Origin of the sequence: Pseudomonas sp. GX19020, from assembly GCF_023371075.1 — a bacterium.
Taxonomy (GTDB): Bacteria; Pseudomonadota; Alphaproteobacteria; order Rhodobacterales; family Rhodobacteraceae; genus Pseudogemmobacter.
In genome coordinates, this window is the sequence record NZ_JAMCCR010000001.1 from 428,072 (window position 1) to 440,878 (window position 12,807).

At 58.8% G+C, this 12,807-nt stretch carries 14 protein-coding genes and 1 pseudogene; 10 read left to right on the forward strand and 5 right to left on the reverse strand.

The features are described 5' to 3' along the window. Positions 1–7 precede the first annotated feature (7 nt). The 5 genes from M3484_RS02160 to M3484_RS02180 are packed head-to-tail and all read left to right on the forward strand — an operon-like array spanning position 8 to position 4,225. Positions 8–331: a 2Fe-2S iron-sulfur cluster-binding protein gene (locus M3484_RS02160; RefSeq protein WP_092897627.1), complete on the forward strand. Its 324-nt coding sequence runs from the start codon at positions 8–10 to the stop codon at positions 329–331. Beyond that, positions 331–1,587, forward strand: a complete 1,257-nt coding sequence (locus M3484_RS02165) for an NAD(P)/FAD-dependent oxidoreductase (RefSeq protein WP_249495571.1) — start codon at positions 331–333, stop codon at positions 1,585–1,587. Before M3484_RS02160 ends, M3484_RS02165 begins: the two co-directional genes overlap by 1 nt. 33 nt (positions 1,588–1,620) lie before the next feature. Continuing rightward, positions 1,621–2,712: an amidohydrolase family protein gene (locus tag M3484_RS02170; RefSeq protein WP_249495572.1), complete on the forward strand. Its 1,092-nt coding sequence runs from the start codon at positions 1,621–1,623 to the stop codon at positions 2,710–2,712. Further along, positions 2,709–3,812 carry an amidohydrolase family protein gene (locus M3484_RS02175; protein WP_092897621.1) on the forward strand — a complete coding sequence of 368 codons (1,104 nt, stop codon included), beginning with the start codon at positions 2,709–2,711 and terminating at the stop codon, positions 3,810–3,812. Before M3484_RS02170 ends, M3484_RS02175 begins: the two co-directional genes overlap by 4 nt. Then, positions 3,809–4,225, forward strand: coding sequence for a Rieske (2Fe-2S) protein (locus M3484_RS02180; protein ID WP_249495573.1), 417 nt, complete (start codon positions 3,809–3,811; stop codon positions 4,223–4,225). The genes M3484_RS02175 and M3484_RS02180 overlap by 4 nt, the downstream gene beginning before the upstream one ends. Positions 4,226–4,363: 138 nt before the next feature. Here the strand turns inward: M3484_RS02180 and M3484_RS02185 are convergent. After that, positions 4,364–4,523, reverse strand: a pseudogene (locus M3484_RS02185) (IS5/IS1182 family transposase); the annotation flags it as partial. On the opposite strand from M3484_RS02185, the gene M3484_RS02190 reads away from it, so the two are divergent. Next, positions 4,461–4,658 (forward strand): hypothetical protein, encoded by a 198-nt coding sequence (locus tag M3484_RS02190; RefSeq protein WP_249495939.1) that lies wholly within the window; start codon positions 4,461–4,463, stop codon positions 4,656–4,658. The pseudogene M3484_RS02185 and the gene M3484_RS02190 sit on opposite strands and share 63 nt — an antisense overlap. 1 nt (position 4,659) lies before the next feature. Then, the gene (locus M3484_RS02195) at positions 4,660–5,406 is read left to right on the forward strand and encodes an SDR family oxidoreductase (RefSeq protein WP_249495574.1); all 747 of its coding nucleotides are present in this window, start codon (positions 4,660–4,662) and stop codon (positions 5,404–5,406) included. 134 nt (positions 5,407–5,540) lie between these two features. Here M3484_RS02195 and M3484_RS02200 read toward each other — a convergent pair whose 3' ends face one another. Together M3484_RS02200 and M3484_RS02205 are read right to left on the reverse strand one after the other, a co-directional pair. Continuing rightward, positions 5,541–6,725: an MFS transporter gene (locus tag M3484_RS02200; RefSeq protein WP_249495575.1), complete on the reverse strand. Its 1,185-nt coding sequence runs from the start codon at positions 6,723–6,725 to the stop codon at positions 5,541–5,543. 92 nt (positions 6,726–6,817) lie between these two features. Then, positions 6,818–7,168, reverse strand: coding sequence for an antibiotic biosynthesis monooxygenase (locus M3484_RS02205; RefSeq protein ID WP_249495576.1), 351 nt, complete (start codon positions 7,166–7,168; stop codon positions 6,818–6,820). Between the two features lie 107 nt (positions 7,169–7,275). On the opposite strand from M3484_RS02205, the gene M3484_RS02210 reads away from it, so the two are divergent. Next, on the forward strand, positions 7,276–8,187 hold the full coding sequence (locus tag M3484_RS02210) for a LysR family transcriptional regulator (protein ID WP_249495577.1): 912 nt from the start codon (positions 7,276–7,278) through the stop codon (positions 8,185–8,187). A 153-nt stretch (positions 8,188–8,340) separates the two neighbouring features. Here M3484_RS02210 and M3484_RS02215 read toward each other — a convergent pair whose 3' ends face one another. Both M3484_RS02215 and M3484_RS02220 read right to left on the reverse strand, forming a co-directional pair. Next, positions 8,341–9,675 (reverse strand): anti-phage deoxyguanosine triphosphatase, encoded by a 1,335-nt coding sequence (locus M3484_RS02215; protein WP_249495578.1) that lies wholly within the window; start codon positions 9,673–9,675, stop codon positions 8,341–8,343. Positions 9,676–9,969: 294 nt separating this feature from the next. After that, the gene (locus M3484_RS02220; RefSeq protein WP_249495579.1) at positions 9,970–10,164 is read right to left on the reverse strand and encodes a DUF1127 domain-containing protein; all 195 of its coding nucleotides are present in this window, start codon (positions 10,162–10,164) and stop codon (positions 9,970–9,972) included. 473 nt (positions 10,165–10,637) lie between these two features. Here M3484_RS02220 and M3484_RS02225 point away from each other — a divergent pair, with 473 nt between their 5' ends. Both M3484_RS02225 and M3484_RS02230 read left to right on the forward strand, forming a co-directional pair. Then, on the forward strand, positions 10,638–11,084 hold the full coding sequence (locus M3484_RS02225) for a hypothetical protein (protein ID WP_249495580.1): 447 nt from the start codon (positions 10,638–10,640) through the stop codon (positions 11,082–11,084). Between the two features lie 54 nt (positions 11,085–11,138). Then, positions 11,139–12,782: an AAA family ATPase gene (locus tag M3484_RS02230; RefSeq protein WP_249495581.1), complete on the forward strand. Its 1,644-nt coding sequence runs from the start codon at positions 11,139–11,141 to the stop codon at positions 12,780–12,782. Positions 12,783–12,807 lie beyond the last annotated feature (25 nt).

Genomic DNA, 12,807 nt, shown 5'->3' on the forward strand with positions numbered 1-12,807 from the left:
GACCGAAATGCTCAATATTACCTTCATTCAGCCCGATGGAAGCCGCCGCGAGATCGAAGCCATGCCGCATGAAAGTGCGATGGAGGCGGCGATGCGGCATGATGTCGGGGGGATCGTGGCGGAATGCGGCGGTTCCTGCATGTGTGCCACCTGCCACGTCTATCTCGACGCAGCCTTTCTCGGCATTGCCGGTGCCCCCGGCGAAATGGAGCAGGGCATGCTGGAAATGGCGGCGGCTGAGCTGCGGCCCGAAAGCCGGCTGGCCTGTCAGCTGATCATGGAACCGGCACTGGACGGGCTGATCCTGCATGTCGCCGAAAGGCAGATCTGATGGCTGCCGGGACGATCATCATCGGCGCCGGCCATGCCGGCATCCAGGCTGCCGCCAGTCTGCGGCTCGAAGGCTATGACGGGCCGATCCGGGTGCTGACCGATGAGCACAGCTTGCCCTATCACAAGCCGCCACTGTCAAAGACCTTTCTGAAACAGCCGGAACCCAGGCCCCAGCTGCTGCGCGCTGAAGGCTTCTACACCTCCAACAACATCACACTGGAACGCGGTGTGCGTGTTGCAGAGATCCGGCCCGATGCGCATCGGATACGGCTGAGCTGCGGCCGGGAAGAGCCATATGACAAGCTGATCCTTGCAACCGGCGCCCGCCCGCGCCCGCTCTCGTTGCCGGAGGGTGGCGGGCTTCAGGACGCGCAGATCGCTGCGCTGCGCACAGTCGCGGATGCCGAAGCGCTGCGTGCGCAGATCGCCGCCAGCCGCAGCCTCGTGATTGTGGGGGCCGGATTCATCGGGCTGGAACTGGCAGCCACCCTGGCCGCTCTGGGCAAGACCGTCACCGTGACCGAGATGTCAGACCGGGTGCTGGGCCGGGTCGTGGCACCGGCGGTTTCATCCCATATCCTGGCGACCTTGCGGGCGGCAGGGGTGACCATTCATCTGAATTCAGGCCTGAGCATGATAGGCCCGGGCCGCGAACACCACCATGAGATGCGTCTGACGGGGGGCGAAAGGATTGAGGCTGATCTGCTGGTGAGCAGCATCGGGGTGGAGCCTGATACGGGGCTGGCCCGCGCGGCGGGTCTGAACTGTGATAATGGCATCCTGGTGGACGGGCTGATGCAGACCTCTGATTCCGACATCCTCGCGATCGGTGACTGCGCCCGATTTCCGCACCAGGCCAGCGGCCGGCTGCTGCGGCTGGAATCGGTTCAGGCGGCAACCGATCAGGCCAGAACCGCTGCCGCAACCCTCTGCGGGCGCGTGACCCCCTATGTGGCCCTGCCATGGTTCTGGTCCGATATCGGCGATCAGAAGCTGCAGATGGCGGGCATTTCAACCGGTGCCGATCAGCAGATCCTTCTTCCCGCCGGGCAGGATGGTGCGTTTTCCGTCTGTCATTTCGCGGGATCCCGGCTGCTGGCGGTCGACTCGGTCAACCGGCCTGCCGACCATCTTCTGGCGCGTAAAATGCTGAACGCTGGCTTCTCTCCACGCCCCGAAGATGTTGCCGCCAACCGCCTCGCCGAAGCTTTTGCCACCTGGCAGAGCATGCCGGCCATACCGGCAGATCAGTAGAAATTTCGGAAATACAAAGAGAGTTCGACGCTCATGACTGAGGTTCAGCCCCCGGGAAACCCGCTCCCCCCTGAAAGCGTGGATTGTGATGTTCATCATCCCAATCCGACCACCGCTGATCTGCTGCCCTATTTGCCCGAAGTCTGGCAGGATCTGATAACGGCGCGTGGTATTCTGCAATTCGACAGCATCGCCTATCCGAATAACGCTCCACTGACCTGCCGTCCGGACTGGCGCGACAGTGCGGGCGGATTGCGCAACCATGCCGCGCGACTTGGCGCTACCGTATTGGCAGGTTTCGGGGCAGGAACCGCTATCCTGAACAACCTCTGCGGTGTGCATATGATCTATGACACCGATATGGCGATTGCCCTGACCCGCGCAATCAACGACTGGACCCGTGCCGAATGGCTGGACCGCCATCCGGGGCTGCGGGCCTCGATGCTGATCCCGCTGCAGGACATGGAGGCCGCAGTGGCCGAAATCGAGCGTTGTGCCGCGGATCCGCGCTTTGTGCAGATCCTGCTGCCTGCGGCCGCGCATATGCCCTATGGCAACCGCTCGTTCCGGCCGCTTTATCGCGCCGCCGTCCGTCACCGGCTGCCGGTGGGCATCCATGCCGGCAGCGCCTATCACCACCCGGTGACCTCGGTCGGCTGGCCGAATACGGTGATCGAGGATTACGCCGCCCAGGCGCAGATCCTGCAATCGCAGCTGGCAAGCCTGGTCTCAGAAGGCGTTTTCGCTGAATTCCCCGAGCTCAAAGTGGTGTTTCTGGAATCCGGCGTGAGCTGGCTTCCGGCCTTCATGTGGCGCTTTGGGAAATTCTGGAAGGGGCTGCGCTTTGAGACGCCCTGGGTGGACCGGCTGCCCGCTGAAATCATCCGCGACCATATCCGCTTTACCACCCAGCCTTTCGATGCACCTGACGATCCGGACATCCTCGCCCGGCTGATCGATCAGATCGGCTCTGATCAGGTTCTGCTCTATGCCTCGGATTATCCGCACTGGCAGTTCGACGGAAATAACCCGCTGCCGAAGTCCTTCGATGCGGCGCTGATCCGCAAGATCGCGCTGGAAAACCCCCTTGCCACCTATCCCCGCCTTTCGGAGAAAAGTTCATGACCGTGCCGGCTGGAAATATGACAAAAGATCAGGCCGTTGTGCAGAAGGTGATCGACTGCGATGTGCATCCGAAACTGTCGTCGGCGGATGATCTGAAGCCGTTTCTCAGTGCCGAATGGGGGGCGCATCTCTCCACCTACGGGCTGCGTTACCGTATGGGTTATCAGGACGGTAATCCGTTTCCCAAGGCGGCGCCCGCCTCATCGCGCCGCGACACCTGGCCCGAACAGGGGCTGCCCGGTTCCGATGTCGGGCTGCTGCAAAGCCAGCTGCTCGATCTTTACAATATGGAGTTCGGCATCATGAACCCGCTCTGGCCGACGGGGCAGGGCGTGCTGGGCGATGCTTTTTCCGCCGCGCTCTGCCGTGCCACCAATCTGTGGCAGCTTGAGCTTTACAACCGTCCTGAGCCGCGGCTGAAATGTTCGATCTGTGTGCCCTATGAGAATGCTGATCTGGCCCGCCAGGAGATCGAGCATTATGCCGGGGATCAGCGTTTCGCCCAGGTTCTTCTGCTCAGCCGCACGGCGGAACTGCTGGGCCAGCGTCGTTACTGGCCGATCTTTGCCGCAGCCGAGGCCGCGAACCTGCCGGTCGGCATCCATGTTTTTGGCTATTCCGGCCATGCGATCACCCCGACCGGCTGGCCATCCTATTATATGGAAGAGATGACTGAACATGCGCCCTCGGCCCAGGCCATGCTGTCGAGCATGATTTTTGAGGGTCTGTTCGAGGCCTGTCCCGGCACAAAGATCGTGTTGCTTGAGGCCGGTTTCGCCTGGCTTCCGGCCCTCGGCTGGCGGCTGGACCGGCTTTGGGAGCGGATGCGCAGCGAGGTGCCGCATGTGAAACGGCCCCCTTCTGAATATTTGCGCCAGCATGTCTGGGTGGCAACGCAGCCGATGGAAGAGCCGGAAAACCGGCGCCAGCTCGTCGATGTGCTCGACTGGATCGGTCATGACCGGGTTGTTTTCTCATCGGATTATCCACATTGGGATTTCGATGATCCGCGCTTCTCATTGCCGCCGCATCTGAGCCCGGAGCTGAAACGTGCCATTCTCTACGAAAATGCAAAATCCCTTTACGGAGCACGCGGATGACACGGTTCCGGGTTGGCACAACCGACTGCATTGCCGAAGGCGGCCGTCTGAAGATTGACATCAACGGCAGGCCGGTGGTGATCTTCAATGTTGAAGGGCGCTTCTATGCCCTCTCGGACCGTTGCCCGCATCAGGGCGGGCCACTGTCCGCCGGCGATCAGATCGGCGAGCTGCGGGCAGAGCGGGTAGGGGAGCATCAGTATTGCCGGCGCAATATGACGGTGCGCTGCCCCTGGCATCATTGGGAATTCGATATCGAGACCGGCCGCTCACGGATCGACCCCACCCGGCTGAAAGTGCGCTCCTATGAAACGGCGGTGGAGAACGGTCCGGACTGCAATGAGAATGTGGTGCCCGACGCGACCACTTATCAGACTATAGCCGAGCAGGGCGTGCTATACGTGATCATGTGAGCCTGCCTACGCTGTCTGCCGCCTGTCGCACAGAACTTCGCGCGCGCTATTTGTGCGGGGCTCTGTTGCACAAATCGGCTGATGGTCGGAGCCTCTCTCTCCCCGGGCAGACTTATGCCACGGCTTCTGTGAGGGGGGGATCACGGTCATACCTGTGAGCATGGCAACACGAACCTGGAACTCCGCGACCTGACGATCAAGGTGCCGCACCGCGCTGGCCCAAGAGCTTGACACAGTGCATTTTGATCTCTGCCCGGCTTCGGCGGTGGTGTCCGCTCCATCCTCGCCAGATGGTTCGCGCCTCATGGTGCTGCAGATTGTGCTCGATAAGAACGACCCATCGATCCGGGAACTGCTCGATTGCACGATCACGGAGCGGTTGCCAATCGAGGCCAGGGCGGCCAGAATGCGGAGCGTGGATCTGGAACGATGAAATGCTGAATTTAAACGGAAAAATTGCGGTCATCACCGGCGCGGGTCGAGGACTTGGCGCGGCTTTCGCCCTGTCACTGGCATCGATGGGCTGTGCCCTTATCCTTTGCGGAAGACGTGAGGCGGACCTTCTTGCCATCTCGGCACGCGTGACTGCACAAGGCGGGATGGCGCCGAAAGTCGTGGAACTTGATCTTGCTGATGCGGTAAGCGTTGAGCAGGCGGCGGCCAGGATTGCGGCTCTGGCACCGAAGGTCGACATCCTCATCAACAATGGGGCGATGTGGCTGGAAAGCCGCGACATGCCTTATTCAGATGCGGAGGTTCTGGGCGTAGTAAACGCGGCGATCACCGGCACATTTCTGCTCGTACAAGGCATCAGGCCGCTGATGCAGGCATCCGATGCGCCGGATATTGTTACAATCGGTTCGATCAGCGGCCTGCCGAATGCGGCATTGCAATCGGTTTCGGTGCCTTTCTATGCGGCAAAACGCGGGCAGGTGGCACTGGCCGAAGGCTTACGGCAGGATTTCATCGGCAGCAAGTTCCGCTCGATCCTGATCAATCCGCCCTATCTGGATGACGCGATACCGGATCAGCCGGACTGGGCAGAGGCCGCCCTTCGTGACAAAGGCCAGCGCGGCACCGGCCGGGATGTGGTCGAGGCAGCGGTTTTTGCCCTGAGCCGCCCCCGCCATGTCTCGCTGACGATTGATGTCGATGCCGATGAGGGCGGCCTGTTTTCCTGAAGCCGGATCATGAGGCCGAAGGGGCATGGCGGGTTTGGCCGAAACACGTGCAGCGTGATTGCGCCCGAATTGGTCTGATCAATGCAGGAGTTGGCTCGATGCCAGTTCTCCTGCATTTGCCGTTCCGAAGCGCGTCACTGCGAAGGGCGGAAACTGCCGCCCTTCATGATCGAAACGCCTAGACCGGCCAGCAAAATGGGTATCAAAGCCCAGGGCAACAGATCGACACCCCAGCGATCAAGCAGCAGCCCTCCGATCATGCCGCCCCCTGCGACGGCGATGTTCCAGACCGTGACGATCATGGACTGGGCCAGATCGGCATTCTCTCCCGCCACTCTGGCCGAAGCGGTTTGAAACAAAGTGGCCGAGCCGCCGAAGGAGAGCCCCCAGATCACGATGAAAACCACGATCATCAGCGGGGCATCACTCCAGATGCCAAGGCCAAGACTTGCTACGGCAAAAGCCGCAATGCTGAAGCGGATCAGCGCAGAGAGCCTCTGATCGACGAGCGCCCCGATGACCCAGATCCCGATGAGCGATGCAATTCCAAAGGCCAGCAGCACGGCGTCGACACGGCCGCCGAGGCCACCCTCACGCAGGAAGGGCGCGATATAGGTGTAAAGGATGTTGTGGCCCAGGACGAAGGTCAGGGTCATGAACAGAACCGCTCGCATTCCGCGCGTGGTAAGCACATGCCTTAGAGGCACGCGTATCTGACGCTCCGATCCGGGATAGTCAGGCACCTCTGCCAGGACCCAGAAGATCAGCACCAGCGCCAGCAGGCTCATGATGCCAAAGGTGATGCGCCAGCCGAGAATACCACCAAGCGCCGTCCCGAGCGGCACCCCCAAGGCCAGAGCCAGGGGCGTTCCGACCATAGCCACCGCGATGGCACGGCCCTGCAGTTCCGTCCCCACCATCCGTGCGGCATAGCCTGCAAGCAAAGACCAGACCAGGCCTGCCGCAACACCGGCAAGAAACCTTGCCGCGAGCAGGATCGGAAAACTGTCGGTCAATGCGGTGATGGTATTGGCGATGGCAAAGCCGGTGATCGCCAGTATCAGAAGCGGGCGGCGACGCCAGCTTTGGGTCGCGGCAGTAAGCGGGATTGCAGCCAGCAGCGAACCTACCGCATAGATGCTGATGCTCTGGCCGATCAGCGCCTCGGATACACCGAGGTCGGCGCTCATCAGGGTCAGCACGCCAGCAGGAAGCGCCTCGGTCAGAATGGTGATGAAGCCCGCCATTGCGAGCGCGAGCAGGGGGGGCAGGGGCAACCGGTTGCTGGCCTTGCGCGACCCGTCAGAGAGGATGGTCATAGTCGATCCTTGAAAGCGTTGGCGGAGGCCCGCCCCTTTGCAGGGACAGGCGTTCTGCCAGAACGGGGTGCAGGAAAAGCTGGGAAGGCGGATCAGCCCGCCGCCTCGGCATGCGGTTTCGGCAACACCAGATCGCCGACCGTGTAGGTGTGAAACGCGCTGGATGAGACGCTGTCCAGCTTTGCAAATTTCTCGAGAAACACCGGATCGGAAAAGAAGATCGCCACATCGCCCGGGTCAGAGATCGCCTCGATGTTTACAACCGTCAGCCCATCGGTGCTTTTGGACAGGTTGCTCCACAGGAAACCCGGTTTCCGCTCGGCCACGTAATGAACAACATCCTGGATCAGCCGAAAGGCCTCGTCCTGCTTGCCTGGATGGGCGTGGATCACATTGACGATGAAGGTCGTTGGGGCAGGGGTCAGGCTGAAGGCGGGGGTCATCACAATCTCCGTGGCTGATGAGGCCCGAGAGATAGCGCTGCGCATCTTCCCGAAAAACAGGCGGCATTTCCGATGACTGCAGAATAATATTCCGCTATATCCCCGTGATGGACAAGCTCAGTGCATATGAGGCCTTCACCCAATCCGCCGAAACCGGCAGCTTCGTTGTTGCCGGGCGCAATCTCGGCATTTCGGCCTCGGCGGTTGGCAAAGCGGTGGCGCGTCTGGAACAGCGGCTGGATGTGCGGCTTTTCCATCGCAACACCCGCAATATGACCCTGACCGAAGAGGGGCGGCGGTTTCTGGAACGCTGCCGCCGGATTTTCGAGGAGGTCGAGGCGGCCGAGGCCGAGCTTGCGCAATTGAGCCGCACGCCGAAGGGGCGGCTGCGGGTCAGCATGCCACTGGTCGGCATGTTGCTGACGCCGGTCATGGCCGAGTTCATGCGGGCCTGGCCTGAGGTGCAGCTGGAGCTGGATTTCAACGACAGGCTGGTCGATATCGTCGAAGAGGGTTTTGACGCAGTGATCCGCACCGGCACACCGTCAGACAGCCGCCTGATGGCGCGCAATCTCGGGCGTTTCCGAATGCACATTGTCGCCGCGCCGGACTACCTGGCGCAGCACGGCACGCCACAACGCCCCGAGGATCTGGAGGCGCATCACTGTCTGCACCAGCGATCGCCGAATACGGGCAAGATCCGACCCTGGCCGCTTGCCCCGACCGATGGTGCCCGCAAGCTGGTTCTGCCCGAAAGGATGAGTGCCAGCGCCGTTGATCCGCTGATCGAACTTGCAGTGCGCGGGTTCGGGATCGCCTGCCTGCCGCCTTTCGCCATTCGGCGCGAACTGGCTGAGGGGTTGCTCGTGTCGATCCTTGCCCCCTGGATCGAGGACATGGATCAGTTCCATGTGCTTTGGCCCGCCAGCCGCAAAGTCACGCCGAAGCTGAGAGCATTTATCGATTTTATGGCCGAGCACCTCCGGCCTGGGGATGTGGCAGCGCAACAGACGGATTGACGGGTCACCACCGCAAACCGGATTGCGCGCGCGCCGCCACGCTCTGGCAAATGGCGAGGTTATCCCGGGCATCAGCAACACAAGGGTTTATGTTCAGAACCAGTCTGGCCCAAGCATGCATGAAATCCAGGATCGCGAAGTGCTCCCCGGCAATCAGATCCTGTCGAAGACCGACCCCATCCGCGGTGAGAACAGGCGCTCGTAGGTTTTCATCAGATGGCCGTCAGTCATTGCAGCGACATGGTCACAGATGACACGCAGGTAACTCCCCTCCGCCACATATCTCGCCTGAACATCCAGAGGAAGAAGCCGCTCCGGATCCGACTGCAAAGCCTCGAATACGGCCACCACCATCTGCTGGCCCTTGAATTCAAGATGCTGCACGGAAGGGCTGCGGATGACATCCGCCATCACAAAGTCTTTCAGCGCGGAGAGCAGGCTCGCCTGGGCGGGCGGAAGGCTGACACGCCAGCGCAGGAGCGGCTCCGAGAAGCAGCCCAACTCGCTGAAGCCGATGGCATTGATGAAGAAGCCTACCAGCGCATTGATGACCTTCTTTCTGTCACCCGCCGGGCCAAACAACCGGCCAACCAGTTCTGAATAGCGGTCATTCCCGGATGCCGGGCCGGAGGATCGGCGCTCATTCAGGAAGGGGTCCCAGAGCGCTTCCGGAATGGCCGTACGCAGTCTTTCGGCGCTCACCAGCCCCATGGCCAGGGCGTCCTCAAAGTCATGGATGCCGTAAGAGATGTCGTCCGCTATATCCATGAGACTGCAGTCGAGGGATTTATGGATCGTCTTTGCGTGTTTCTTGCCGGTCTTTATGCGGGTGAACTCACTGCGGTCAGCGTCTGAGAGGTCGCGCAGGATCCAGTCGACAGCACCTTGCTCGCTTGTCAGATATCCCTTGGGCGGCTTGCACGCCTCGACATCGAGGGTCTGGAAAACGGATGTTCCTCCCTTGAGCGCCGGGCTGAGTACTGAGTTGGCAAGCGAGGGCAGGGCGGCCGGATATTTGAGGACGCCCAGCAGCGACCGCCGGGTAAGATCCGCCCCGTCTTTTTCCGAGAAGGTTTCCAGTCTGGTCAGGATCCGAAGGGTCTGGCCGTTTCCTTCGAACCCGCCAGCGTCGCGCATGCAGTAGTTCAGCGCCACCTCGCCGCCATGACCGAAGGGCGGATGGCCAAGGTCATGGGCGCTGCTGATCGCCAGGATCATGCTTTGACAGGGGAGATGAGGCACTGCCGGATGACCCGGGTGCTTCTGTGCCAGCTGGCGCACCAGCCCTGTCGCGATCTGGGCCACCTCAAGCGAATGGGTCAGCCGGGTTCGGTAGAAGTCGCTGTCCCCGATGCTCAGGATCTGCGTTTTGCCCTGAAGCCTGCGGAAGGAGGCGGAATGGATGATCCGGCCGTAATCGATGTCGCCCGGCGTGCGGGCATCATTGTCGCGGGGAATGAAATTGCTGCGCCTGTCTAACCAGCTCATATCCGGGGATCCTGTTGTTCAGAATAACAAATGCCGGACGGACCGGTGCTGCGCAAGGCGCAGTGACCAGATCATGCTTGCGGCGTATCCTGGAGGCGTCGAAACTCGAATATATATCCGTCCAGAGATCGCGTAGTCGGACCGAATTGAGCCTAAAACGGGGTGCGCTCAATCTGCCTTCAATGCCAGTTCCGCCCCCACGCCCGTCGTTCTGCGGATCAGGAAACTGGGTTGGCCCAAAAGCAAAAGCCGTGAGAGGGCTCACGGCTTCAACAATATACAGATGTAGATGGCTCAGCGCCCGATCTGACCGATCTCGCCACGATGCAGACCGATGTCTGCCAGCTCACGATCGCTCAGGACGCTCAGCGCCTTGCGGGTCAGCCGCAACTCGTTCCACTCCCGGACGCCAGCGATCAGGCGGGCAAAGAAAGAGGGCTGCGAAGCAGCGCTCGAGGCGGAGACACGGGTCTGACTGATGGCGGTCATGGAGGTTTTCTCTTCTCTGAAAGCAAATCGAAGCGGTATTCGCTTCGGTTGACGATCAAATAGTAGGCTACTCGCAAAGCTGCTAGCCGCAGTGCAGCATTGCCGTCTTGCGCTACGCGCATAGCGTCTCGTGCAGCCGCACAGATGGGAGGCAGCGGCCCCAAGTTCTCGGCGGGCTCCGTAGGCCGATGCGATGCGCGCGTTCCCGTGCTATTGTTGGCATGGTTTTGCGAACCTCTCGGCATGAGGGGGCCGGCCCGAAAAGTGGTGGCATTCCGGTTGCGGTGGCCGGGTTGGCGCATCAAAGCTTGCCGGAACATTCTCGAGTGAGCCAAGCCGAGCGGCTGCCAAGGTAGCCGGCAATAAGGGGCAGGAATTCGCTCGAGGTCGCCTGGGAAGCGGTCGGATTAAGTTGTTGATATTATTAACATACGCTGGAGGCGCTCGTAAAGTGGAAGTTATATGTCCACAAAGTGGTCGCCAAAACCCCGAAAGTGGCGTCTTTTTGGCTGCCGTTTAAGTTCGAAGGCTTCCAGAATGCACTTATCCCATTTGTCGGCACACTCATTATTTTGCGCCTCAGTCTCAAAATTCCTTCACAGCCCATTGGTTCTAAACACACAAAGCAACTGCCCTGGAAGCAATTTTCTTCCTTTTCTGGAACCTATCGCGAGCTTCTCTACACAAAAAAATTAGGCCGGGCGAGCCATTATTCGAGGAAGGAGGACTTATCGCCACCGGGGTCGCCCGCGGCTTCAGGAAGCTTTGAACATGAACATGGGCGTCAGCACATTCGCCGGTATTGTCGGCCAGCGGAGGTGCCAGGAAGCGCGCTCTGCTATGCTCCAGAAAAGAGGTTGCAAAATCTTTCTGGCCGTCGAAAACTGAAGTGTTTCCATGAGTATGTGCGTTTATTATGAGTATTTTGTATTTTAATATCAGGCAATATGAAATCTGCATAATACGGAGAAGTTATGACTGTTTACGATATTATAATTTCCAACTGCAACAGCATCGATCTTGCCAATATCGCCCTCAGGAAAGGTGCGCTGAATATTAAATACGGCCCTAATGGGATTGGCAAGAGCACGATATCAAAGGCGATCGCTCGGCAGATAAACCCGGATCTTGATTTATCCGATTTGACGCCGTTCCGAAATAGCGTCAACTCATCTGCTCCGGCACCAGAGGTCAGTGGCACAGGTGATTTGAGAACTGTCGCCATATTTGATGACAGCTATGTGCAGCAGTTCGTCTTCCAGAAGGACGAAGTCCTGAAAAATAGCTTCGAAATCTTTATAAAGACGACTGAGTATCTTGCCGAGATGGCTGAGCTTGACAGGCTTCTGCATGGTATTCGACAAGCATTTAGTGACAATGCGCAGATTGAATCCACGCTGAAGGATCTAAAAGAGTTACGTGATGCATTTGGGAAGTCGAAGAGTGGTGATATTCCGAAAAGCAGCAGGGCCTACAAAGGACTCGTGTCTGTCAATAAGCTTGAAAATATCCCCGAGACGCTGCTGCCTTATGCAGCCTACCTGCAAAGCGATGAGCCATCCAAGTGGATAACCTGGCAGGTCCAGGGGAACGGGTTTCTTAATCTGGCAGACAACTGCCCGTATTGCTCAAAAGATATTTCCACGCCGGAGCATAAGGAGGTAGTCCAGTCCGTTGAGAAGGAATACGACGCGACTACAGCCGGACATATCAGTGCCCTGAAGTCTGTGCTTGATAAACTTGGGGATTACCTGAGTGAAAAGACAAGGGATAACCTCGCAAATATCATAAAATCTAAGGTTGAGCTCCAGCCAGACGAGCAAGCATTTTTGACCGGCCTGAAGGCCCATGCTGAAGCGCTTGTAGCGAAGATGGAAGGTCTTTGCTCGCTTTCATTCTTCTCGCTTCGTGATCAGGTTGAAATTTCAGAGAAACTCACTCCTCTAAAGATCGATCTGGCCATGATTGATACGATGGATTCAGAGGAAACCAGGAGAACTGTGGATCCGATCAACGCTCAACTGGATGATTTGATTGGAAAAGCCGCGATCCTGAAGGGGATGATCGATAAGAATAAGGCGAAAATCTCCAAAACTATCAAGGATAATCAGGAGAGCATTAACGCCTTTCTGAAGTCAGCTGGCTACAGGTATGTTGTTGAGATAGTCCCGGAAGCTGACTCGTATAAGATGAAGCTGAATCACATTGATCAGCCGGGGCACATTGAAACCGCCTCACGTCATCTGAGTTATGGAGAGAAGAATGCATTCGCGCTTGTGCTCTTCATGTATCAGGTGATGAGGGACAACCCTGACCTCGTCGTCCTGGATGATCCGATATCCTCGTTCGACAAGAACAAGAAATTCGCTATTCTACACGAGCTGTTCAACGGTCGTGCCAGCTTGCGGGGGCGGACGACACTGCTGCTCACGCATGACATTGAACCTGCGATCGATGTCATAAAAAGCATCACGGCTGTTTTGAGGCCGCCAAACCATCTGCATGCTTCTTGTCCTCCCGGTCAGGTGTCGTTACTGAGGTTGAAATTGAAAGAGATGATCTTCAGACCTTCGCAAAGATATGCAGAGAGAACATTGCCACACTCAGAGATGACATAATTCGATCTATTTATCTGAGGCGGCA

What these genes read in the sequence shown, in the direction of transcription:
- M3484_RS02160 (WP_092897627.1), top strand. Translation starts at nt 8, where the DNA reads ATGCTCAATATTACCTTCATTCAGCCCGATGGAAGCCGCCGCGAGATC.
- M3484_RS02165 (WP_249495571.1), top strand. Translation starts at nt 331, where the DNA reads ATGGCTGCCGGGACGATCATCATCGGCGCCGGCCATGCCGGCATCCAG.
- M3484_RS02170 (WP_249495572.1), top strand. Translation starts at nt 1,621, where the DNA reads ATGACTGAGGTTCAGCCCCCGGGAAACCCGCTCCCCCCTGAAAGCGTG.
- M3484_RS02175 (WP_092897621.1), top strand. Translation starts at nt 2,709, where the DNA reads ATGACCGTGCCGGCTGGAAATATGACAAAAGATCAGGCCGTTGTGCAG.
- M3484_RS02180 (WP_249495573.1), top strand. Translation starts at nt 3,809, where the DNA reads ATGACACGGTTCCGGGTTGGCACAACCGACTGCATTGCCGAAGGCGGC.
- M3484_RS02195 (WP_249495574.1), top strand. Translation starts at nt 4,660, where the DNA reads ATGCTGAATTTAAACGGAAAAATTGCGGTCATCACCGGCGCGGGTCGA.
- M3484_RS02200 (WP_249495575.1), bottom strand. Translation starts at nt 6,725, where the DNA reads ATGACCATCCTCTCTGACGGGTCGCGCAAGGCCAGCAACCGGTTGCCC.
- M3484_RS02205 (WP_249495576.1), bottom strand. Translation starts at nt 7,168, where the DNA reads ATGACCCCCGCCTTCAGCCTGACCCCTGCCCCAACGACCTTCATCGTC.
- M3484_RS02210 (WP_249495577.1), top strand. Translation starts at nt 7,276, where the DNA reads ATGGACAAGCTCAGTGCATATGAGGCCTTCACCCAATCCGCCGAAACC.
- M3484_RS02215 (WP_249495578.1), bottom strand. Translation starts at nt 9,675, where the DNA reads ATGAGCTGGTTAGACAGGCGCAGCAATTTCATTCCCCGCGACAATGAT.
- M3484_RS02220 (WP_249495579.1), bottom strand. Translation starts at nt 10,164, where the DNA reads ATGACCGCCATCAGTCAGACCCGTGTCTCCGCCTCGAGCGCTGCTTCG.
- M3484_RS02230 (WP_249495581.1), top strand. Translation starts at nt 11,139, where the DNA reads ATGACTGTTTACGATATTATAATTTCCAACTGCAACAGCATCGATCTT.